Genomic DNA, 22508 nt, shown 5'->3' with positions numbered 1-22508 from the left:
TGGAGATAGTATGTTAGATAAAGTGACTCAGTTGCTACTTGTAGAAGACGATGAAGATGATTACATACTCACCTGCGACTATTTGGAGCAATTAGACTCACATACGTTTAACGTTCAATGGGTAAGCTCTCCAGAGCAAGCAATAGAAACGCTAAGTAAAAACGAGCACGATATTTGTTTGCTTGATTACCGCCTTGGGGCATCTAATGGGCTCGATGTTTTAAAAGAAGCGATAGCTAATGGCTTTAGCGGGCCTATTATTATGCTTACGGGGCAATCGGATGATGAACTAGATTCTGCGGCACTTGACGCTGGAGCTGTTGATTACTTGATTAAAGGAGAAATGAGCTCAAGCCGTTTTGCCCGTGCAATTCGTTACGCCCTTGCCCGAAAAGATGTAGAGGGGGAGCGCGTAGAGCGCTTAAAAGCGGAAGCTGAAAACCGCTCAAAAGACCGTTTTTTAGCACATTTAAGCCACGAGTTACGTACACCGCTTTCATCAATTTTAGGTTACACAGAATTGTTAATGCAAAGCGACTTTAGTCAACAAGCCGAAAACGAGTTAGGGGTTATTTACAGAAATGGTAAACACTTACTTAGCCTGCTTAATGACGTATTAGACTTATCAAAAATAGCCGCAGATAAACTAGAGCTCACACCCAGTGAAGTAAACCTCGATAGCATGCTTGCAGATGTATACACGTTAATGCGTGTATCAGTGCTTGATAAAGGGTTAGCACTTAAGTTTGAATCGGACCAAGCGCTCCCGCTAGTTGCCCGCCTTGATGCGACGCGTGTTCGTCAAATACTAATAAATTTAATTAATAACGCCGTTAAGTTTACAGATAAAGGCGAGATAGTTGTTAAGGCTTGGACGCAGCATGTTGACGGCACAGAGATGCTCTTTTTTAGCATTAAAGATTCAGGCATGGGTATTGCCCCTGAAAAGCAGCAACTTATTTTTAAACCATTTGAACAAATAGCCGATGTAGAGTCGCGTTCAGTTGGCGGTGCAGGTTTGGGCTTGGCAATATGTGCCGAGCTATTGTCTCGTATGCAGGGCAATATAAGTTTGCATTCAGAAATAGGCAAAGGCTCTACCTTTACTATTTCGGTATACCCAGGTGATATAAGTGGTGTTGAGCGACAAGTGCTCAACTTTAGCAGTGCCCCACAGCTACAAAGTAAATTAACACCCAGTAAAGTACACGGGCGAGTACTGGTTGTTGATGATTTGCGCGACCTACGAATGCTGGTAGGGCATATGATCAGTAGCTGCGGTGCGCGAGTAGACTACGCAGAGCATGGCCAGCAAGCGCTTGAAAAAGTGCGTATAGCCGACGCCTATAAAGCGCCATACGATATTATTTTTATTGATATTCATATGCCAATAATGGGTGGTAAAGAAGCAACCATTGAGCTTAGAAAAATGGGCTACAAAGGACCAATAATAGCGCTTACTGCAGCAACCATGAAAGGGATACATGAAGAGCTTGCAGCACTTGGTTTTAATGATGTAATACCAAAACCAGTTGACAGCAGTGCGCTATATCAATGCCTTCAGGATTACTTAGTTTCGCCTGAAAATGCGCCTCAGGCAAAAGATATTCAAGTCAAAGCGCTAAATGAAAAAAGGCAGCGCTTTTTATTGGTAGAAGATGATGACGATGCTGCACAAATAACCCAGTTGCTTTTAGAAAGCTTAGGAGTAGAGACGGTTATAGCGTCAAGCTGTGCGCAGTGTTTGCAAATACTTAACCACGATCAGCAATTTGATAAAGTATTGTTAGATATGCATTTACCAGATGGCAGCGGAATTGACTTAGGTGAGCAGGTTAACGAACGATACCCTGAGCTGCGATTAGTTATTGTAAGTGGTGCGGAACCGGATCCTACAGAGATAAAAGATTTAAATATTGATCGTGTTTTATTAAAACCTATTAATTTAGGTTTATTAGAAACACTTATAAGTTAAAGCGTGAGGTTTAAATTATATGCAGTTTATAACACTAGACTCTGAAAGATTAACGCCTTCAAAAGTCGTCTGCGTTGGCAGGAATTATACGGCCCACATTGCAGAGTTAAATAACGAAACTCCCGATGAAATGGTGTTATTTAATAAACCTAACAGCGCAATTACACACACGCTAAGAGCTCAGCACAATGGCGATGTTTTGCACTACGAGACAGAGTTATGCTTTGTAGTAAAAAACAGAAAGTTTGTAGGTGTTGGTCTTGGGCTTGATTTAACAAAACGCACCGTACAAAGTAAACTAAAAAATAAAGGATTACCATGGGAGCGCGCAAAGGCGTTTGATGGCTCTGTTGTTTTTAGTGAGTTTGTTGCATTAAGTGGCAGCGCACACGACTTTACGTTTGAGTTAAAAATTAACGGTGCAGTTATTCAGCAAGGTGATACTCACTTTATGCTAAATAAACCAGAGGCTATTTTACAAGAAATCAGCGAGTTTATGAGCTTAGACGATGGTGACGTAGTCATGACTGGTACGCCTTCAGGTGTTGGTGAAGTGGCTGAAAACAGTACTTTTTCTGTTGCTCTATACGCTAATGAACAGTGTTTGATTGAGCATCAGTGGCAGGTAACTTAAAGTTAATAACCTGCTGTTGATAGTGTTTGTTAAAGTCAGCAAAACTAGAGTTTAAAAAAGTATGCTGACTTTTTATGTACTCAGGTGACTGTAAAATGGTTGTTTTTAATGCATTGTTAATCTTTTTTATTGCTTGGGTTGCAAAGTTATTTTTTGCTTTTACAGCACAGCCTATGGCACCACGTATAAAGCCAGTCTCCTCTTCAGCCAAAGGGATACTGGTTATGTTGTTAAACCTTCCTTGTTTATTAAAGTAGTCAGCCATAAATGGGTAATCAATAGAGTAGTCTAAAAAGCCACGGCTTAAGCGCGCAATCACTGCTTGGCTTTCGTTTTCGCTACTCCAACTAAATGACGAGCTATTATCATGCATGATATTTTTTATAAGTGTGTCAATTCTATTTGAAAATTTACGCGCCGCGGCTTGGCCATAAACGTAATGCTGATCAGCTAATAAATTCATTAAGCTAATAGGTGAGCCGTGTTTTTTGGTCAATTTAGGGGCTAATTCTGTGGTTGTTAATATGGAAAATGGCGGGTATACCGTTGTAGGCTTTGAAAACTTGAATATATCACTACTTTTTTCTTTGTAGATAACACATGGAAAGCATACATTTTTACCTTCATTTAAATATTTATTTATACGCTGCTGTGGCACAACAAGCCGTGTATGCTTTACATCAGTAATTGTATTAATTAGTTGCTCTGTTAGGTTGTCACAAAGCCCACCTTGTGGCGCTTTATCGCTTTTAGTTATGTGAAAAGGAGGTGTGTAACTTTGTAGCCAAATTATTTCTTTAATGGCCTCTGCTTGCTTAGTTTTGCCAAGTGCTGTGAACGATGAGAATAACAAACTAATTATTAATACGCATTTTACCATTGCATAAACTTTCTTTAAAAAGTAATACTTTTTAGTATAGATAGTAATTAACAATAATAAACAATCATTTTTTATTAGTTAAAAAAGCAGGTAGTGATTTACCTGCTTTTATACCTTTTAAAAAACTAAAGTTAGTAAGGCATAGGATAGTTTTTGAAAATAGTCCCTATGCTCGTTAAGGTTTCGTCGTTTAAAGTGATATTAAAAGCGTCTATGTCCTCTTTTAACTGCGCCATAGTCGTGGCGCCAATTATAGAAGACGTTACTCCATCCACCTGATTACACCACGCAAGAGCAAGTTGTGCTGGCGTCATATTGTTTGCATGTGCAAGCTCTGCATATAACTTGGTTGCTTGTTGGGCATTAGGGGTATCTCTAAAAATACCATTACGTTGTGCGAAGCTCCACCGCGAGCCTTTAGGACGAGCACCCTCTAGGTATTTACCTGTTAGCAAACCGGCTGCTAAAGGCGACCAAGGCAGGTAAGCAATATCTTCATGTACACATTGCTCAATCAAATAAGGCCAATCTTTAGCATGAGCTAAGCTAAATTCATTTTGAATCGACACCATGCGTGGCAAGTTGTGCTCTTTTGCCAAACTTACAAATTGGCTGATCCCCCAAGGTGTATCATCAGAAAGTCCGCAATGTTTAATTTTGCCCGCTTTAACACAGTCGTTAAGGCCTTCTAAAATATCAAGCATGCCAGCTTGGTGAGCTTGTGTATCTACATCACTAAATTTAAGTATTCCTGGCCACTGTCTTGCAAAATGCGGTGTTGAACGATTAGGCCAATGTAATTGGTACAAATCAATATAATCGGTTTGCAAGCGCTTAAGGGAATTATCAACCGCCTCTATAACTGCTTGGCGGGTTATATCGCCACCCTCTCGTACCCACGATAGGCCATTACCCGCTACTTTTGTTGCCAGTACTATGTCGCTTCGTTTTTGTTGATTACGAGAAAGCCAGTCGCCAATAATTTGCTCTGTTTTACCGTAGGTTTCAGGCGAGGGAGGTACGGCATACATTTCAGCTGTATCAATAAAATTTACGCCACGCTCTAATGCATAGGCTATTTGATCGTCTGCGTCGCGTTGAGTGTTTTGAACGCCCCAAGTCATACTGCCTAGACAGACTCTTGAAACGTTAACCCCGCTGCTACCAAGTGGGCTGTATTGCATAGGAATTCCTTATGACTCGTCTTGTGCGTATTTTAGTAAGGCTGATAAAAGTGGTTCTGTAATGGGGGCTTTTGCACCCGTTTTAAAATCAAACATCACTACTTTTGATGTGCCCGTGGTGGTTATCGCACCTTGTGCGTGACTAAATACACTGTAATTCATTACAAACCGGTCGGTTTTAATATCTGAAATAGTGACCCCAACAGTTAGAGTGTCGGGAAAGGTAACAGGGCGTTTATAGCGAATAGTATTTTCACTTATAACAGGGCCAACTCCACCGGGTTTAATGGTGTCGAATAAGTTTAGTTTATTTAAAAAGTCTATTCGGGCTATTTCAAAATAACGCAGGTATACCACGTTGTTAACGTGCTGAAGGGCATCCATGTCGGCCCATGCTACAGTGATGTCGGTATGAATAGGGTGATTATCTTTGAACCTTTGCATGTACTTATAGCTCTTAACTTTAAAGCACTTAGATTATCAATATGAACTAGTGAGCTCAAGGGAATTTATAATTAGGTGGTTTTAAAAAACTTTGTAACCAATTGATTTTGGTATACAGTTAAAAAACACACACAGGAGCACACACATGCAAAATATAATTAATTGGTTATTAGCTAGTTTAGTTTTTATAGCGTCGTTTACCTGTTATGCAATGGGTAACGCCTCTGGTGCTATTATTCTTATTTTGGCAGGGTTCTTTTTTGAAGTTTTGCTTTGGCTACGAAGTATGAAAGAGCAAGAAAGCACTAAACGTCTTTTTTAATTGCCACTGAGCTTGATTATAAATAGGGATTACATAATAATGACTGTATAAATAAACAGTCTTTATTGTGGTGATGAAAAAGTTTATACACATAGATATGGACTGCTTTTATGCGGCGGTAGAAATGCGAGACAACCCAAAGCTCGCAAATGTACCGCTTGCTATTGGCGGCAACAGTCGGCGTGGCGTGTTATCTACCGCTAACTATATAGCCAGAGAGTTCGGCGTGCGCTCTGCGATGTCTAATTACCATGCTAAGCAATTATGTCCCGATTTGGTTATTGTGCCCGGACGTATGGCTGTTTATAAAGAAATATCGAGCCAAATACGCGAGGTGTTTAGTCGTTACACCCACCTTGTAGAGCCACTTTCTCTTGACGAAGCCTACCTTGATGTTACTGACAGCCAAGCATGTAAAGGCAGTGCGACACTCATTGCTCAGCAAATAAGAGCTGATATATACAACGCAACAGGGCTAACCGCTTCTGCTGGTGTGGCCCCAGTTAAATTTATTGCCAAAATAGCCAGTGACGAAAATAAGCCAAATGGCCAATTTGTTGTACTGCCTGATGAGGTTGACCCATTTTTAGAACAGCTGCCGCTAGGAAAAATTCCCGGTGTGGGTAAAGTGACATTAGAGAGATTAAATCTTAAAGGGCTTTATACAGGGAAAGATGTGCGTGAAAAAGGGGTGAACTGGATGCAGCAACACGTTGGTAATTTTGGTGTGTCGCTTTATCAAAAATGTGCGGGAGAATACATTGGTAGCGTTTCAACCGAGCGAATACGTAAGTCTTTAAGCGTTGAGCATACCTACGAATACAATAAAACCAGTCTGCAAGAATGCTTGGATCAGATCCCTAGCTTAATAGATGAATTAACGCGTAGGCTTGATAAGCAACAATTACAAAATCGTATTAATAAATTAAGTGTAAAAGTGAAGTTTGCTAATTTTGTGGTGACCTCAGCCGATCAGGCTTATCATCAATTAAATACCGAAATTTTTGTTCAGTTACTCACTAAAGCGTATCAACGTGGTTTGCAGCAACCTGTTAGGTTATTAGGTATTGGCGTCGGTATTAAAAGCCAGCCTGAGCATAACTTACAACTGAGTATTTTGGATTGATGCGTGACGCTTTTACAAAGCGTTTTAGATAAATTAAACGCTTATCGCATCTTACTGGTCTTCAATATACAAATCGACGATAATAAAGGTCTATGTTTTTAACAGGATCTGTATTTATGGCATACCCTAAAGCTGTGTTAGCCCAATTAACAAGCGCTAGTCTTGAATGTGCATCACATGACGCACTGATCATCATAAGTGATGACTTTTCTAAATTACCTAATAATTCTCTTCGCGATGCCGTTTTAGCTCAGTCAAAAATTGATGCGCGCATTGGCAAGCAGGTAACCTTACTTGTTATTGAAAATAAGCGTGTAATTTTAGCGCCAACGGGGCCGCTAAATAGAGACTACGACGATGTTCGTCGTTATTTTGATGCCGCTAAACTGGCAATCAATGAAGCCAAGTTATCAGGTAGTGTTAATCCAGCCTTGTTTTTACCAAGTTTGTCAGGCGATAGCCGTTATCAGCATGCGTTAGAAGTTTCATTTTTAGGTATGTGCCAAGCACTTTGGCAGCCTTTAGAAGCGCGTGAGTACCACGGCGAAGAGATTGAGCCGATAGCCACTATTGGGTTAATTAATGCCAGTTCACAAACAGTTAAAGCTGTTAATGCTATTGCGGCTGGCCAGTATGCTGCTCGTGATTTATGTGGTACCGAGCCTGAGCGCATGGCGCCACTACGCTTTGCTGATTATTGTGTTGATTTATTTAAAGGCACAAATATAGCCGTTGATGTAATAGATGATATTACGGCTATTGATAAACATTACCCCATGTTAAGTACGGTTGCGCGTGCATCTTATGCGGTTGAGCGTCATCATCCTAGAGTTGTGAAGCTTGAGTATGTGCCTGAGGGCGAAGTTACCCGTACTCTTATGTTTGTTGGTAAAGGCCTAGTTTACGATACCGGCGGTGCAGATCTAAAAGTGGGTGGTTATATGGCGGGTATGAGCCGTGACAAAGGCGGTGCTGCCTCGGTTGCAGGGTTTATGAAAGCCGTGGCTGAATACCAACCAGAAGGTGTGAAGGTTATTGCTTACCTAGCGGTTGTGCGTAATTCAATTGGGTCTGACTGTTTTGTACCAGATGAGATAATTACAAGCCGTGAAGGTGTGCGCGTACGTATTGGTAACACGGATGCTGAAGGGCGCTTGGCAATGGGTGATCTACTAAGCGAAATGAAAGATTTAGCTAAAACAGAGGTTAACCCTACATTATTTACCGTTGCAACGCTTACAGGTCATGCCGCACGGGCAATGGGCCCTTATGGTGCCTATGTAGAAAATGGCCCAGCAAGGCTTGCTAAAGTTTCGCGCCAAATTGCTGATTTTGGCGATTTATGGGCTGATGGTGCAGAAGTATCGCGATCGCGCCGTGAAGATTACGACTTTATAAAGCCACGTACGTTGGCGGATGATGTGCTTTCAAGTAACAACGCAGCTTCTGCAGTAACGGCACGTGGTCACCAATTCCCTATGGCGTTTTTAGCTGTTGTTGGCGGGTTAGACAAGCACGGAACAGACTCTACACAGCCGTTGCCATACGTGCATATGGATATTGCCGGTAGTGGTGTTGAAGGTGGTGATTGGCAACATGGCAAACCAACAGCCGCATCTGTTGCTAGTTTATTTGCCTGTTACTGCTTATAAACAGTTAACTACTTAAATGAAAAAGCCCTGTTCAACAGGGCTTTTTTTTTACTTAGTTTAATTTGAATCGATTAACAATAGATGAAAGTTCGGTACTACTTTGTTTGAGCTTGTCACTGGCACTATTGAGCTGCTTGGTATTATCTAACGATTGCTCAGTTGATTGAGATAAATCGTTTATGCGCAGGTTCACCTCATCTGCAGCTTGAGTTTGCTGCTCTGTTGCACGTGCAATTTGGCTGTTCATTTCAGTGATAACAGATACGAGTCGTTCAATTTCATTGAGTGAGTTATTTGCAGAGGATGCCTGTTCAACGGTTGATACAGAAAGCGTTTGGCTGGCTTTAACTGCGTCTACAGCCGCTCGGGTGCCTTCTTGTAGTTTACTGATCATTGATTGAATTTCGTCAGTGCTTTGTCCTGTTCTACTGGCAAGCGTACGTACTTCATCGGCAACGACTGCAAAGCCCCGACCATGCTCACCAGCACGTGCGGCTTCAATCGCAGCATTAAGCGCGAGTAGGTTTGTTTGTTCAGAAATACTTCTAATTACATCCAGTACAGAGCCTATGTTTTGACTTTCATTTGCTAAGTCTTCTGTTACACGACTTACTGTCTCGATGTTTGCCGAGAGTGTTTCTATGGCGGTTATTGTTTCTGCGACTACGTGTTTACCCGTTGATGCGTTATGTGCCGCATCATTAGCGGCTTGCTCTGCGGCTTCTGCGTTGCTGCTCACATCATGTATTTGATGGGTCATTTGCTCCATTGCCGCTGCAACTTGTGTCGAGCTGTCGTTTTGTAGTTCTATGAATGATTGGCTAGTTTTTGTTGAGTCATCAACGGTATGGGCGTGTTCGTTAACATCGTTTGCGCTTTGCGATACATGTACCAACGATTCACGCATTTTTGAAACAAATAAATTAAATGAATGTGATAGCTTCGAAATTTCATCGTTACCTTCTTCATTTAAAGTGCGGGTTAAGTCGCCTTCACCCTGCGAAATATCTTTCATCATGTTGGCGGCAAGTCGCGTTGGTAGTAATACACTACGTCCTATAAAGTAACTAAACACAATAACAGCTATGATCATCACTACGGCGTTTAAAATAATAAGGTTACGTTGAGACGAAAAAGCAGCATCTATGGTATCTAAATATACACCTGAGCCAATTATCCACTGCCATTGGTTAAACCCTTTTACAAAGGCAACTTTATCAACGGGTTGTTCTTCACCGGGTTTTGGCCACTTGTAAGGAATAAAGCCTTCGCCATCTTTTTTAGTAATATTAACCATTTCAACAAACAACGCTTTACCGTCTGGATCTTTATTGTTAGTTAAATCTTTACCTTCAAGGGCGGGTTTTATTGGGTGCATTACCATTTCTGGTTGGTAGTTGTTTATCCAAAAATAATTAGTTTTGTCATAGCGTAAAGCACGAATTGCATTCATTGCTTGCGTTTGTGCCTGCTGCTGTGTGAGTGTGTTGTTTTGTTCAAGTGTGTGAAAGTGTTCAATAATACTATAAGCGGTTTCCACTACATTTTGTGTTTTTAGGTATTGTTCGTATTTAAGGGCTTTATATTGGTTGTTTAAGCTAGAAACACTCAATACAATCAAGCCAAAAATAACAATGCCAACCAACATAGCAAAACGCTGAAAAATACTAAAACGTCGAAGATTAAGCATGTGCGTATCCTTTAATTATTTGCACAAAAAAGTGCACCAAATAAGTTTAGTAAAAATATGCGTTTAATCTAGGGCTAGTTTATATTTCGAGGTTAAATTTAAAGCTGTATTTGAGGCATTTAACTAAGGCTGAGTTTAAGACTCTTTTTAAATAAAAAAGGCTGATTAAAAATCAGCCTCAATAAGTTAGTTACTGTTTGTTATTTAACATCAAAATGACGGTTAAAGAAATTTGTAATAGTTTGGTGTAAATGAGTTTGAACTTGCTTACCGCGCAAGCTATGTTTTGAACCTGGGTAGGTCATCATTTCAAACTGTTTTTCACTGTCTTGTAGTTGTTTAAATAGTTTAGTTGCATGAGTAAACAATACATTGTCGTCTGCCATACCGTGATAAATCATTAGTGGTCCCTTAAGACCATCGGTATATGGAAATACTGCGCTAGCTTCATAACCTTTTGCATTCGTATCAGGGTGACCTAAATAACGCTCTGTGTAATGAGTGTCGTATAATGCCCAATCAGTTACCGGAGCTCCTGATACACCGGCAGTAAAGTAGTCACCAGCTTTAAACATGGTCATAAGCGCCATATAGCCACCGTAGCTATGGCCGTAAATACCAATGCGTTTAGCATCTACGTAGTCAAGTGTACGTAAGAATTCAACGCCTTTAATTTGGTCGCTTACTTCAACGTCACCTAGGTTTTTATATATAGCGTCTTCAAACTTTTTACCACGGTTGTACGAACCACGGTTATCAAGTTGAAAAATTACATAACCTTGCTGCGCCATATATTGAAAGTATAAATTTTTACTGCGCCAGCTGTTTGTAACGCGTTGAGCATGCGGGCCGCCGTATACGTTAACAATGACTGGGTGCTTTTTACCCGCACTCATATTGGTTGGTTTGAATAAGCGGTAATGCATTATTTGTCCATCGTCGGCTTTTAACGTGCCGTACTCAGGTGTTGCTAAATTGCTCAAATAAGGTGTAAGTGGGTGGCTGTTATCTAGCTTGTTTTCTTCAAGCCAAGTAATAAATTCGCCGTTAACTTTACGCAGTGCTGCCGACTTAGGCTCTTTAACAGAAGAACTTGTGTCAATAAAGGTTTTATTATCTTTTGCTAGCACTACGTTGTGGTACTGGCCTTCTTCAGTAATACGTTTAGAGTCACCTTTTTTAAATAAAGGTGCGCTGTATAAGTGGCTTTCAAGTGGTGTGTCTTTTCTGCCAGCAAAGTACACAATGCCTTTTTTCTCATCAATGCCTTTTAGGCTATCAACAGCCCAGTCACCCGATGTAATTTGACGAACTAACTGTCCATTTGTGCGGTAAAGATAAAGGTGCTTAAATCCATCACGCTCAGAAGCCCACACAAAGTGTTTTTTGTCTTTTAAAAAAACGAGGTCAAAATGTAGGTTGATCCATGTATCGCTGTTTTCGGTTAGGGCTACTTTTTGCTTTTTAGACTCAGAGTCATAAAAGCGAAGTTCGAGTGTTTGTTGCGAACGGTTTTGCCATTGGTAAGAAAGTGTTTTGCTGTCTTTTAACCATTTAGCGCGAGCAATGTATATATCTTCGTCTTTACCTAAATCAATCCAATCAACATGTTGATCGTTTAATTTAACCACACCGAGTTGAATTTTAACGTTGTCGGTACCGGTAAATGGATAACGTTGATTAAAGAGCTTTACTTCGTCAGCGTATATTTCGTTGCGAATAGCTTCTTTAACAGGTGACTCATCAACACGTGTATAAGCAATTTTAGTTTCATCGCCCGACCACCAGTAGCCAGTCATGCGGCTCATTTCTTCTTGCGCTACAAATTCGGCCATACCATTTTTAATAACGCCGCCACCGTCTTGGCTTAATTGAATTTCTTTACCTGAATTAAGAGCTAATGCGTATAGGTTTTGTTCGCGTATAAACGATACATAGTTTCCTTTTGGCGAAAAGCGAGCATCGGTTTCAAATGCATCTGTGTTAGTTAGCTTTTTACTTTTAGCTGAGGCTAAGTCGTAGTAGTACAGATCGCCATTAAGCGGAAATAAAAGTGCTTTGCCATCGGTTGACCATGTGTACTCTAGAATACCTTTGCCAAAAATACGTTGGCGTTCGCGGCGTGCTTTTTCTTCGTCTGATAGGTTTTCAGGGCCAGAAAATAATTCGGCTGAATCGACCAATACACGATTAGTGTTATCTTCTAGGTTGTATTCCCACAAATCGTAGCGGTTGTAGTCGTCAGTTTTACCCTGTAGGTAAGTTACACGGCTTCCATCAGGTGAGAATTTAAGTTGAACGGGAGATTTACCTGATAGGCTTGGATCATCAAAAATGCGTTCTAGCGATAAAGGTTTTGCTTGAACACTGATAGCGCCCACAATCAGTGGTACAGCGAGTGAGAGGTGTTTTATTTTTTTTAGCACAAGGTTACCTTAGCTCAGTATAAATATTATTTTGAATGGTAAAGCCAAGCGTGTGCAACTGCAACTAAATGCTATAAAGTAGCAATTATTAAAGATTAACAAGGAAAAACACAATGACAGATAGCGACTTTGAACTGGCCGTTGAACTTAAACGAGATTGTATAGAGTTAGCCGATTGGCCACTGTGCAAGGTGCTTTTATTAAACGATAGCCTATACCCGTGGTTTGTATTAGTGCCAAGGCAAGCTGGTTTAAAAGAAATCATCGACTTATCTGAAGACGATCAAGTAGTGTATTTAAAAGAGTCTGCAAAACTAAGTAAGTTACTTATTGAGGTTTTTAACCCAGATAAATTAAACGTCGCGGCTTTGGGGAATATGGTGCCGCAATTACACATTCATCATATTGCACGATTTAAAACTGATAAAGCGTGGCCTGCGCCAATATGGGGTAAGTTTGCGGCAGTCCCTTACACTGAAGAACAAATAGAAAAAATAAAAGCACGCTTTTAAAAGCCAAAACATTTACACAAGTGAGGATTAATATGAAATTACTTAAAACCCTGAGTACTAGCTTATTTATTATTGCGCTATCGGGCGGTTATGTTACAGCTACTGAGCCGCTAAATAATACTGAGGTTGTAAAAAAGGCAGATATTAAGAACTTTGCTGCTCATAGCAACCTTGTGTATTCGGCTGCGCAGCCTAGTAAAGATCAATTAAAGCAATTGTCTAAAGCAGATGTGAAGCACGTTATAAATTTACGTGGAGCAAATGAACAAGATTGGGATGAAGGCGAGTTTGTTCAGGCGCTTGGTATGGATTATCACGCATTACCTATTTCTGGCGCGCAAGATATTACAGTAGAAAATGCCCGCAACTTAGCCAGTTTACTTAAAAAGCTAAACGGTGAGCCAGTTTTGGTTCATTGTGCAAGTAGTAATCGGGTCGGTGCTTTAATCGCTATATCAGCCCATGAAGACGGATTAAGCGTTGACGAAGCACTCGATAAAGGAAGACGTTGGGGGATGAAAAGCCTTGAATCTAAAGTGCGTGATGTTATAAGCAAATAAAAATAAAGGCGTTACAAGGTTAACTGTAACGCCTTTTAGTTTTAGTTAAGACCAAGTACGTCTTTACCTTGTTTAAAGGTCACATCTACAGGGATGTTTGCTTGGCTTAGTTTTTCTAAATCTTTGGTGAGAGACTCTTTAATATCACCGTGGGTTGCAATCAGCTGGTCGACTTTTTGGTAATCGCCGTCACCTTGCAAAGTTAAAATTAGACGAGAAAGCTTCGCCATAGCAATACTCATTTTTTCCATATTAACGCGGTAAAAGCCTTCTTCATTTTTAGAAAATGCGCCTTCTTGTGCAAAAAAGTTAAAGCGAATCATATTTGCTTTACCGTGTGCACTTGACGCGCCAAAGCGCACTGAGCGGAAAATACCGGCCATAAAAGTAATGTAGTAATCTTCAATGGTTCCTTCGCTGATTTCGCCTTTATTTAATAATTGCTCAACCATGTATAAACCTAAAATGTCGGCTTTACCTTCTTCAAGTGCGCTTGCGTGCTCTTGTAATGATTGGCGAACCGTTCCTTTACCCGTAATGGTATTTTTAATACCTAAACCATGCGCTACTTCATGGAACATGGTGTTTGCAAAAAAAGCATCAAAGGTAATGTGCTTTCGTTGTTCAGGCACGATTAACTGCTCTGAAATAGGCACTAAAATTTTATCAAATTTAGCGCGCATAGCATTTTTAAGTTGTAGGCGGCGCGTGCCTTTTTCTAACTGTACCTGTTCATCGTTAGGTAAGTTGATTGCAATGGTTTTGCTGCCTGCATTTGAATGACCTGCATAATAAACAACGTCGTAGGCATTTAAGTCAGCATCTGAACCAGGTACTTCGTGTTTGTATTTGTCATCAACAGGTAAACCTTTTTGAAGTTCAGGCAAAAAGGCTGCAAACTTGGCAAGACGTTCGCTCCACTTTAAATCTTTGATTAATACATAAGATTCATAGGCAGTACGGTAGCCAAAGAGTTGATCTTCGTAAGTTTCAATTGGTCCAATAACAACATCAATGGGGTTATTTTTCATGTCCATCCACGCAAAATCAGAGACCTGAAAGTCATCTTTTTGCAGCGCGTCCGCACGAAGATTTAAGTAATTTGCAAATTCTTTATTGTCGGCAAGTTTGCTGGCTTGGCGAAGAAGGTCGGCTGCCTTTGCAAGTTCTGTTGCGTACTCTTTTGAGTAAGGCACGCTGTAAAGCTTGCCTTGTTCGTCGCGTTTGATAATTGAGTATAAGCCTGTTTTGTCTTCAACGTCTGCGTTGTTAAGCTCTTCTTTAGTTATATCCGCTGGGTAAAACTGCGCACCTAATGACTTTTCTTTATAACCTGAAAGGAACGTTTCATCGCCATTTAAACGATCCCACGGGCCGTAGTTTATGTCAGCAAATTTGCGAATTTGTTGATCGGTTAGCTTTGCTAAAAATGTCTCTTTATCTTCACCAAATGCTTGTTTCCAAAATAAGGCATCCATTATTTTTGATGCATCTATAAGGATGGCAATCATTGCTTTTTGATTGTCACTTAAGTGTGATAAATCGCTTTGTAAGCTAAAGTCGGTGTATATATTTAAGCGTTGTTCATCAACATTAATAAGCTCAGGCCCCATTACTTTTACGGGTGTTTGCGATGTGGTCTCGGCAGGTGACGAAGGTTTATCTGAACACGCACTCAGAAAAACAATACCAGAGAGTAAAATGGCTTGGCTAATTTTATTTAAGATCATTATTTTGCCTATTTAAAAGTTAATTTAATGATAAGTAGATGCTTGTTGGGAGGCTAGTTGACGGCACGCTACTATATTATGCCAGCATTAAAGCAAACCTAAACAGTAAATAGCAAGTATTAGGCGGTGTATGGGCAATAGTGTCGTTGAAAATAAGAGAGAGAAATAAAGTTATAAAATTTTCTTAACTTTAACGGTAACTTAGGCAATACTGATTATAAGTTCATTATTATAAAAATTAACTGTTGTAGCGTGTAGTAATATTACAACTAAAAAGGATGACTGCTTTATGTCTACAGAGAATGCATTATTAACAATATTAGTTGATAGAATAAATAACGATACGCTTGTATTACCTACACTCCCTGAGGTTGCGATTAAAGTTCGCCAAGCTGCAGACGATCCTGAAGTTAATTTGATGCAAATGTCGGAAGTTATTTCACAAGACCCTTCGTTATCTGCTCGTATGATCAAAGTGGCTAATAGTGCAATCATGGGACGTGCGGTTAAGGTATCTACCTTACATCAAGCAGTCACCCGTATTGGATTGCGCCAAATTAAAAATATAGCGACAGCGATGGCAATGGAACAACTATTTGTTTCTAACAACGACCTTATTAAAGGCTATATGGGTAAGGCGTGGCAAAAAACATTAACTGTGGCGAGTCATTCCATTACGCTAATGGAGTTTTACTTACAAAATAATAAACGTACCTCGTTAAATCGCGACTCAATTACCTTAGCTGCCTTAGTTTATAATATTGGTGTGCTGCCTATTTTAACTGAGGCTGAGCGTCACCCTGAAGTGTTTGCAAATCCTAGCTTTTTAGCACATGCCATTCAAAAACTAAGTGGTAAAATTGGCTCATCAATCATGGATGCGTGGGAATTTCCTGCAGAGTTCTCCGATGTAGCACTAAGTTGGGCAGATCCAAGCTATAAACCAGAACAAATAAGTTATGTAGATTTTATTCGAATTGGGGCTATTTTAGAGGGGACTTTACAGGTATCTGATAAATCAGCTGCTTTACAAACGTATATAGATAAAGGTGTTATTTCATCTATGCAGTTGTTCTCAAGCGATGAATACAATGAAATGCTCGCAGATGTAAAAGACATGTTTAGCTAATTAAGCCTTAAATTTAGCGCAATAAAAAAGCACGATTTAATCGTGCTTTTTTATTGCTATTAAACTGTCGGTTATGGATTGGCTAAATCATCTGCATCACCTAAACCTTGGGTTAGCTCTTCTAGCAACTGTTTAATTTCTTCTGATGCTAAAATGAAGTCAGCATCAAGTTTTACTGCCATATCTTCTTTAGGTATGTCAGCGTTTTCTTCTTTCAGTGTATCTGAATAACTTAGACGTTTAATTGACCCATCATTTTGAAGCATGAATTTAACACGTTCTTGCCAATCAAGTGCAAGCTTAGTAACGCGTTTACCACTTTCAAGATGTGATTTAACTTCATCGCATGACAAGTCATGGCCTTTTAATTTAACTTGCGCGCCACTATCATCAGCTTCTTCAAGCTCAGCGTCAGAACCAATTGCAAAGCCTTCAGGTGTGCTGAAGTTAGTTAGCCAATCAGTTAAAAATACATCAAGGTCATAATTTGCAAATGCAGGCACAACTGGAAGCGTACCTAACGATTTACGTAACAGTGCTAACAGCTCTTCAGCTTTATTAAAGCTTGCACTATTAACCACAACCCAACCGTTTTCTTGGTCAATAAATGCAAATTGTAAGCTCGACTTTTTAAATGCTTGCGGAAGTAGGGAGTGAAGAATATTTTCTTTAAGTTCGTCTTTTTCTTTCTTTTTAACGGGGCGGTTTTCTTCAGCTTCGATTTGGTCAACTTTTTCGGCAACTAATTCGTTGATGACTGATGCGGGTAATACTTTTTCTTCGCGTTTAGCACACACTAAAATACTTTTTTGAGAGAAGTGAGAAAGTGCTTCGCTATGCTTTCCAAATGCTTTCGTCCAGCCAAACGTAGAGAGCTCTTGACCTGTGCAAGGACGAAATAGATCTTGTTCTAATGCTTTATCAAAGTCTTCTTGTGTGTACGAAACATCTTGTTTAAAGCGGTAACAAATAAGGTTACTAAACCACATAGGGGAGATAATCCATCTGAAAAATTTGCTCAATCATAGCAATAAAAGTCGTTCCTCGAAATGACTGATTAACGACTATTTAAATTAGCTTTGATTGAATATAGACAGAGGCTTAGCCATGTTTTTAGGAAATTGTATAAAATAGTGCAGTCCTTGGCCAGGCTCGCTTGTCGCTTCAATTGAGCCGCTTAGTGTCTGTTTAACTAAATTAAACATTATGTGAGTGCCCAAACCACTGCCACCTTCATCTCGTTTTGTGGTGAAAAACGGATTGAATAATTTTTCAAGCTGCTCAGCGGTGACTCCGTTGCCGTTGTCTTTGTAGTTAATGGTTAGGTTGGTTTCGTCACTTGTGATGTTAATGTCCATAACACCATTGTCTTTACCTTCAAAACCATGAATGAGTGAGTTAACAATGAGATTAGTAAATATTTGGCTTATGGCGCCGGCTGGCAAATTTAATACTAGGTCATCAGGGCATTGTAGATTAATAGTGTGCGATGTTTTTTTCAATTTAGGGTGAAGCGATCGAATTACTTCATTTACATAATCTTTAAAGTTTATGGTACGCACAGCTTCACTGGCTTGGTCTACAGCAATTTGCTTAAAACTTGCAATAAGGTCAGAGGCTCTATCTAAATTTGTTGTAAGCAAGCTTGTGCTTTGTTTGGCTTCGTTAATAAACTCTTCCAACGCCTTAGGGGAAAGTGTTTTTTCAGCATAGGCACTTTCTAACTTATTTAAACGCTCTTCTAAAAATGATACTGCAGTAACGCCGATGCCAATAGGCGTGTTTATGTCGTGTGTAATACCTGCAACGAGGCCGCCTAATGCCGCCATTTTTTCTGTACCAACGAGTCGCTCTTGAGCCAGTTTTAATTCATCAATATAGCGTTGAGATTCCGCTTGTTTGGTGATCAGTTCTTTTTCGGTACTGCGGCGAAGGTCTACCTCATCTGTTAATACTATTTTTTGTTTTTCTAATTCATATTTTTGCTGTTGTAATTCCATCATTGCTTGACTTAAGTTAGACGTTTTACGCGCAACATCCTGCTCTAATTGTATGTTATGTTGGTCTAACTTCTCGTTGCTAACAATTAATTTATTTTGAGTTCGTTCAAGCTCTTTTCTGTACTGAACCACCTTATCGATTAAGTTATTAAACGAGTGTTCCATTACCTTAAGCTCATTGTGTTCTTCGGTCTCAATTTCGATGTGTTGCCCTTCTAGCTCATCGAGTTGCAGGTTTTCAATTTGTTCGGTGAGCTGATAAAGCGGGTCGGTAAGTAGCTTTCTAAAGGCCATTAAAAATAAGATAATTAAAAATGTAGTCTTAATCATGGCATTACCAATCAAAAAGTAGATTGAAACCATTATTCTACTTAATACAACTTCTCGACTTGAAAATAACGTAACATCACCGACTTGTGTGGCTCGTCCTGAAAATTCGAATATGAGTGGGAATGTATACCCAAACAAGCCTGATTTAGAGTCTTCTAGCATGGCTTCTTCTTGGACAAGTTGCTGGCTATAAAGTTTATGAATATCTAAAGAGCGACCAAGCTGCGAAATAACTTCACCACTGTCATCACGCACTATGATCCCTTCTATCATGGGGATAGCGAGTAGCCCTTCTGCGGTGGTGATTGTTTGTTTTGTATTAAGCTCCCAAATAGCTCGTGTTAAGCTACGGCTGAAGGTTTTTTGTAAGGTTGCTAATTCATCTTTTATGTAATCTTTAGTGTTTAAATACTCAGCAAGCACCTGCCCGCATGTCACTACAAAGGTAAGCAAAAAATAGACCGATAACACACTGGTCAGTAATCTTTTAGAAAGGCTTTTCTGTAGCATGAGAGGTCAACAATTCCTTGAGATATAATTAAGTATTTACACTACTATTTAAAATTTAGTCAATAAATGCTTAAAAACAAATAATAAATGATTTATTTTATGATAAATAAGGGCTGATTTTTGCTTTTATTTGCCACATACTAACTGCTTAAGAGTGTTTGTATATTATTGATTAACTGGTTTTTGTTTGTTTTTTATACTTTTAAGTAATAATAAACTATCCCTTTTGGCTTGTTAAGTTTATTCAATAATAGATTGTTACAAAATGTGGACAAAAAGCCCAGGTATTATGTTGTAAATATAGGTACTATTACCCGGGATATGAGCTTACCAACGACAGCCGCTCTTAACGACATTAATTATGCTTATTTAGTAGTTTTATAATATGAATTTTTCTATTTTAGTGTGTGATGACTCAACAGTTGCACGAAAACAAGTAATCAGATGTTTGCAACAGTGTATAGATGCAGATATTCAGCAAGCTACAAATGGCGCACAAGCTATTGAATTACTGAAAACTAACCGCTTTGATTTGTTATGCTTGGATTTAACTATGCCTGAGATTGACGGCGTTGGCGTTCTTGAATACATAAAAACAAACAAGATTGAGTGTTTTGTACTTGTAATTTCTGCTGATATACAAGAGAAAATGAAATTACGTGTAGCCCAGTTAGGTGCTATCGATTTTATTAATAAACCAATAGATAAAACAAGAATGGACAATATTTTGCATAAATTTGGCATTCATTAGGTTTTTTTATATCGAAAAAGGCTGTTTTATCTTTTAATTTGCACTTGACAGCATAGCCTTTGTTAAGGCAGTCTTACCCCATGAAAACAATTAATCGCGTACTGACCATTATTATTACAACCACCATTCTTTCTGGATAGTGGCATAGGTCGGTGCAACAAATTTAAAGGCCTGTGTTCACTTAGAGCACAGGCCTTTTTTCGTTTTATGGGATGAGGAACATAAACAATGCGCGTTTTAAAATTTGGTGGATCATCACTTGCCGACTTTGCCTGCCTTGAGCAGGTAGCTCAATTAGTTAAAGCACAATTAAAAGATGAAATGCTTTTGGTATTATCGGCGCCCGGTGGAATGACCGACTCACTAGTTGCTCTAGCGAGTTCGGCAGAACAAGGCCAAGACTTTAGCTCTTTATGGGAGGCTTTAACGAGTCGTTGTAACGAGCTAAAAGCAGCCGTGGAAAAAGGGTATGGCCCAATTGACCACTGGCCAAATTTTGAAGAACTAAAAAATAAGCTTGATGGTGTATCTTTAATTAAGTGCTGCCCCGATCAAGTGCGTGCGTTTGTTATAAGCTTTGGCGAACGAGTGAGTGTGTCGCTTATGCAGCGCTTATTAAACTCACATAAGGCGGTTTATTTAGAGGCGACAAGTTGCGTTGCATCAACAGGTGGTTTTATTGATGCTGAAGTTGATTTAGTTGCAAGTAAAGCGCATTTTCAAGCGGCATTAAAAGAAAAGCCAGCCACGATTTATATTATGCCCGGTTTTACAGCAAGCAATGATAAAGGCGAGCTTACAACACTGGGGCGCAATGGGTCTGATTACTCAGCGGCTATTGCAGCGGCGTGTTTAGAGGCAGATGTTTGCCAAATTTGGACTGATGTTGATGGTGTTTACAGCGCAGATCCTCGTTATATCAAAAAAGCCACTAAAGTTGACTTTTTGTCATACAAAGAGGCAATGGAACTTTCTTACTTTGGTGCTAAAGTACTTCACCCAAAAACTATTTTGCCTTGTGCCAAAGCTGGCGTGCCGTGTGAAATAAAAAATACGCATAACCCTGATGCCCAAGGGTCGCTAATCGGAAATGATTATTCATCAGACGAGCCCGTAAAAGCAATTTCAAGCCTGCAAGATTTAGCTATGCTGACTGTCTCGGGTCCAGGAATGAAAGGCAAAGTAGGCATGGCCTCTAAAGTTTTTAATGCGCTTGCCCACGATAACGTATCTATTGTGTTGATCACGCAATCGTCTTGTGAATTTAGCATTAGCTTTTGTGTACATGAGAGCGACTTAGCCCTTGCTTTAACTGCTTTACAAACAGCGTTTGAGCTTGAATCTCAAGCAGGTTTAATTGAGCCTGTTCAAGTACAGCGTAATTTAGCCATAGTAACGCTTGTGGGTGATAACATGCGCGCACACCGTGGTTTAGCCGCTAAGTTTTTTGCATCCCTTTCTCAAGCACAAGTAAATATTGTGGCAATTGCACAAGATTCTACTGAAAGTGCTATTTCAGCTGTGATTGACGGTGAGTTATGTAACGACGCAGTGAAAATATGCCATGAGAACTTTTTCACGCATGTGCCTTCAATTGATGTGTTTTTACTAGGGTGTGGCTTAGTAGGGCAAGAACTGATATCTCAATTAGAGCGCCAACAAGCATGGCTTGAAAAGCGTAACATTAAACTTAATTTGTACGGCGTTGCTAACTCTCGTCAGTTACATCTTGATAGCGAGGGTATCGCCTTTAGTGATTGGCAGCAAAAATTAGCAGTATCAGAGCAGTCATTTGACCTAAAACTGGTTGAGCAATTTGTTAAGCAAAATCACTTAGTTAATCCTGTGCTGGTGGATTGTACATCGTCTGATGCACTTGCAGCGCAATATGTTGACTTTTTAAATGCGGGTTTTCATGTTGTTGCAGCCAATAAAAAGGCAACAACCAGCTCATATACGTATTACCAAGATTTGATTGCTGCTACACAAAAAAATAACCGCAAGTTTTTATACGAGACAAACGTAGGTGCAGGCCTTCCTGTTATCGATAATTTGCAGTCTTTATTTGGTGCAGGAGATGAATTACTTGAATTTAGCGGTATTTTATCGGGCTCATTGTCATACATGTTTGGCGCTTTGCAAGATGGTTTATCACTGTCAGAGGCAACCATTAAAGCAAAAGAAAGTGGTTTTACAGAGCCAGATCCTCGTGATGATTTATCGGGAACTGATGTTGCGCGTAAGTTGTTAATTATTGCACGTGAAGCCGGTATGAAATTAGAGCTAACCGACATTGAAGTAGAGTCGGTATTACCACAAGGGTTTGCCGAAGGAGACAGTATTGATGAGTTTATGGCAAAATTACCTAGCTTAGACGCTGACTTTAACGCACGTATTGAGCAAGCGGCAAGTGAAGGGAAAGTTCTTCGTTACGTTGGCACAATTAAAGAAGGCCACTGTAAAGTAGGTATTGAGGCTGTTGATTCATCACATGCGCTTAATGTTATTCGCGATGGTGAAAATGCGCTTGCAATTTTAAGTCAATACTACCAACCACGTCCTTTTGTTATTCGTGGTTACGGCGCTGGCTCTGAAGTAACTGCTGCAGGTGTATTTGCAGACGTTTTAAAAACATTATCGCGCTAGGAGTCGA

The 22508-nt window shown here is 39.8% G+C and carries 18 protein-coding genes; 10 read left to right on the top strand and 8 right to left on the bottom strand.

The features are described 5' to 3' along the window. The first annotated feature begins 10 nt into the window (after positions 1-10). Positions 11-1975 (top strand): response regulator, encoded by a 1965-nt coding sequence (locus tag RF53_RS17555; protein WP_039038420.1) that lies wholly within the window; start codon positions 11-13, stop codon positions 1973-1975. 19 nt (positions 1976-1994) lie between these two features. Further along, positions 1995-2609, top strand: a complete 615-nt coding sequence (locus RF53_RS17550) for a fumarylacetoacetate hydrolase family protein (RefSeq protein WP_039038419.1) — start codon at positions 1995-1997, stop codon at positions 2607-2609. On the opposite strand, the gene RF53_RS17545 is transcribed toward RF53_RS17550, so the two are convergent. The 3 genes from RF53_RS17545 to RF53_RS17535 form a co-directional block, all read right to left on the bottom strand. Then, positions 2566-3489 (bottom strand): ABC transporter substrate-binding protein, encoded by a 924-nt coding sequence (locus RF53_RS17545; RefSeq protein WP_039038418.1) that lies wholly within the window; start codon positions 3487-3489, stop codon positions 2566-2568. The two genes, RF53_RS17550 and RF53_RS17545, sit on opposite strands and share 44 nt — an antisense overlap. Before the next feature lie 131 nt (positions 3490-3620). Continuing rightward, positions 3621-4673, bottom strand: a complete 1053-nt coding sequence (locus RF53_RS17540; protein ID WP_039038417.1) for an aldo/keto reductase — start codon at positions 4671-4673, stop codon at positions 3621-3623. Between the two features lie 9 nt (positions 4674-4682). Then, positions 4683-5117: an acyl-CoA thioesterase gene (locus RF53_RS17535; RefSeq protein ID WP_039038416.1), complete on the bottom strand. Its 435-nt coding sequence runs from the start codon at positions 5115-5117 to the stop codon at positions 4683-4685. Between the two features lie 145 nt (positions 5118-5262). On the opposite strand from RF53_RS17535, the gene RF53_RS19540 reads away from it, so the two are divergent. The 3 genes from RF53_RS19540 to RF53_RS17525 all read left to right on the top strand — a co-directional run bounded on the left by RF53_RS19540 (position 5263) and on the right by RF53_RS17525 (position 8217). Next, positions 5263-5439: a hypothetical protein gene (locus RF53_RS19540; RefSeq protein ID WP_006793665.1), complete on the top strand. Its 177-nt coding sequence runs from the start codon at positions 5263-5265 to the stop codon at positions 5437-5439. 73 nt (positions 5440-5512) lie between these two features. Continuing rightward, positions 5513-6565 (top strand): DNA polymerase IV, encoded by a 1053-nt coding sequence (dinB, locus tag RF53_RS17530; RefSeq protein WP_039038415.1) that lies wholly within the window; start codon positions 5513-5515, stop codon positions 6563-6565. A gap of 116 nt (positions 6566-6681) precedes the next feature. Further along, the gene (locus tag RF53_RS17525; RefSeq protein WP_039038414.1) at positions 6682-8217 is read left to right on the top strand and encodes a M17 family metallopeptidase; all 1536 of its coding nucleotides are present in this window, start codon (positions 6682-6684) and stop codon (positions 8215-8217) included. Between the two features lie 52 nt (positions 8218-8269). Here RF53_RS17525 and RF53_RS17520 read toward each other — a convergent pair whose 3' ends face one another. Both RF53_RS17520 and RF53_RS17515 read right to left on the bottom strand, forming a co-directional pair. Continuing rightward, positions 8270-9907 carry a methyl-accepting chemotaxis protein gene (locus tag RF53_RS17520; RefSeq protein ID WP_006794285.1) on the bottom strand — a complete coding sequence of 546 codons (1638 nt, stop codon included), beginning with the start codon at positions 9905-9907 and terminating at the stop codon, positions 8270-8272. 200 nt (positions 9908-10107) lie between these two features. Further along, the gene (locus RF53_RS17515; RefSeq protein ID WP_039038413.1) at positions 10108-12333 is read right to left on the bottom strand and encodes a S9 family peptidase; all 2226 of its coding nucleotides are present in this window, start codon (positions 12331-12333) and stop codon (positions 10108-10110) included. 113 nt (positions 12334-12446) lie between these two features. Here RF53_RS17515 and RF53_RS17510 point away from each other — a divergent pair, with 113 nt between their 5' ends. After that, a complete protein-coding gene (locus RF53_RS17510) occupies positions 12447-12845 on the top strand; it encodes an HIT domain-containing protein (RefSeq protein ID WP_008126549.1) in 399 nt (132 codons plus the stop codon). 32 nt (positions 12846-12877) lie between these two features. Next, positions 12878-13405 carry a fused DSP-PTPase phosphatase/NAD kinase-like protein gene (locus RF53_RS17505; protein WP_039038412.1) on the top strand — a complete coding sequence of 176 codons (528 nt, stop codon included), beginning with the start codon at positions 12878-12880 and terminating at the stop codon, positions 13403-13405. Positions 13406-13446: 41 nt separating this feature from the next. Here RF53_RS17505 and RF53_RS17500 read toward each other — a convergent pair whose 3' ends face one another. Further along, entirely contained in the window at positions 13447-15135 is a 1689-nt protein-coding gene (locus tag RF53_RS17500) for a dipeptidyl-peptidase 3 family protein (protein WP_039038411.1), read from the bottom strand. A gap of 289 nt (positions 15136-15424) precedes the next feature. Between RF53_RS17500 and RF53_RS17495 the strand changes: the two genes are divergently transcribed. After that, complete coding sequence (locus RF53_RS17495; protein WP_006794280.1) at positions 15425-16264, top strand: HDOD domain-containing protein; 840 nt, start codon at positions 15425-15427, stop codon at positions 16262-16264. Positions 16265-16335: 71 nt separating this feature from the next. On the opposite strand, the gene rdgC is transcribed toward RF53_RS17495, so the two are convergent. Both rdgC and RF53_RS17485 read right to left on the bottom strand, forming a co-directional pair. Further along, a complete protein-coding gene (gene rdgC / locus RF53_RS17490) occupies positions 16336-17253 on the bottom strand; it encodes a recombination-associated protein RdgC (protein WP_039038410.1) in 918 nt (305 codons plus the stop codon). An 84-nt stretch (positions 17254-17337) separates the two neighbouring features. Then, complete coding sequence (locus RF53_RS17485) at positions 17338-19104, bottom strand: ATP-binding protein (protein ID WP_010557802.1); 1767 nt, start codon at positions 19102-19104, stop codon at positions 17338-17340. A gap of 385 nt (positions 19105-19489) precedes the next feature. Here RF53_RS17485 and RF53_RS17480 point away from each other — a divergent pair, with 385 nt between their 5' ends. Further along, positions 19490-19855: a response regulator gene (locus RF53_RS17480; RefSeq protein ID WP_006794277.1), complete on the top strand. Its 366-nt coding sequence runs from the start codon at positions 19490-19492 to the stop codon at positions 19853-19855. A gap of 228 nt (positions 19856-20083) precedes the next feature. Continuing rightward, complete coding sequence (thrA, locus tag RF53_RS17475) at positions 20084-22501, top strand: bifunctional aspartate kinase/homoserine dehydrogenase I (RefSeq protein WP_006794276.1); 2418 nt, start codon at positions 20084-20086, stop codon at positions 22499-22501. Positions 22502-22508: the final 7 nt, after the last annotated feature.

Origin of the sequence: Pseudoalteromonas sp. ECSMB14103, assembly GCF_000813065.1 — a bacterium.
GTDB classification, from domain to species: domain Bacteria; phylum Pseudomonadota; class Gammaproteobacteria; order Enterobacterales; family Alteromonadaceae; genus Pseudoalteromonas; species Pseudoalteromonas marina.
This window is presented reverse-complemented; position numbering and strand designations above follow the sequence as displayed.

Excerpts from the sequence above, each read along its gene's own strand:
- RF53_RS17555 (WP_039038420.1), top strand. The coding sequence starts at position 11 with ATGTTAGATAAAGTGACTCAGTTGCTACTTGTAGAAGACGATGAAGAT.
- RF53_RS17550 (WP_039038419.1), top strand. The coding sequence starts at position 1,995 with ATGCAGTTTATAACACTAGACTCTGAAAGATTAACGCCTTCAAAAGTC.
- RF53_RS17545 (WP_039038418.1), bottom strand. The coding sequence starts at position 3,489 with ATGGTAAAATGCGTATTAATAATTAGTTTGTTATTCTCATCGTTCACA.
- RF53_RS17540 (WP_039038417.1), bottom strand. The coding sequence starts at position 4,673 with ATGCAATACAGCCCACTTGGTAGCAGCGGGGTTAACGTTTCAAGAGTC.
- RF53_RS17535 (WP_039038416.1), bottom strand. The coding sequence starts at position 5,117 with ATGCAAAGGTTCAAAGATAATCACCCTATTCATACCGACATCACTGTA.
- RF53_RS19540 (WP_006793665.1), top strand. The coding sequence starts at position 5,263 with ATGCAAAATATAATTAATTGGTTATTAGCTAGTTTAGTTTTTATAGCG.
- dinB (WP_039038415.1), top strand. The coding sequence starts at position 5,513 with ATGAAAAAGTTTATACACATAGATATGGACTGCTTTTATGCGGCGGTA.
- RF53_RS17525 (WP_039038414.1), top strand. The coding sequence starts at position 6,682 with ATGGCATACCCTAAAGCTGTGTTAGCCCAATTAACAAGCGCTAGTCTT.
- RF53_RS17520 (WP_006794285.1), bottom strand. The coding sequence starts at position 9,907 with ATGCTTAATCTTCGACGTTTTAGTATTTTTCAGCGTTTTGCTATGTTG.
- RF53_RS17510 (WP_008126549.1), top strand. The coding sequence starts at position 12,447 with ATGACAGATAGCGACTTTGAACTGGCCGTTGAACTTAAACGAGATTGT.
- RF53_RS17505 (WP_039038412.1), top strand. The coding sequence starts at position 12,878 with ATGAAATTACTTAAAACCCTGAGTACTAGCTTATTTATTATTGCGCTA.
- RF53_RS17500 (WP_039038411.1), bottom strand. The coding sequence starts at position 15,135 with ATGATCTTAAATAAAATTAGCCAAGCCATTTTACTCTCTGGTATTGTT.
- RF53_RS17495 (WP_006794280.1), top strand. The coding sequence starts at position 15,425 with ATGTCTACAGAGAATGCATTATTAACAATATTAGTTGATAGAATAAAT.
- rdgC (WP_039038410.1), bottom strand. The coding sequence starts at position 17,253 with ATGTGGTTTAGTAACCTTATTTGTTACCGCTTTAAACAAGATGTTTCG.
- RF53_RS17485 (WP_010557802.1), bottom strand. The coding sequence starts at position 19,104 with ATGCTACAGAAAAGCCTTTCTAAAAGATTACTGACCAGTGTGTTATCG.
- RF53_RS17480 (WP_006794277.1), top strand. The coding sequence starts at position 19,490 with ATGAATTTTTCTATTTTAGTGTGTGATGACTCAACAGTTGCACGAAAA.
- thrA (WP_006794276.1), top strand. The coding sequence starts at position 20,084 with ATGCGCGTTTTAAAATTTGGTGGATCATCACTTGCCGACTTTGCCTGC.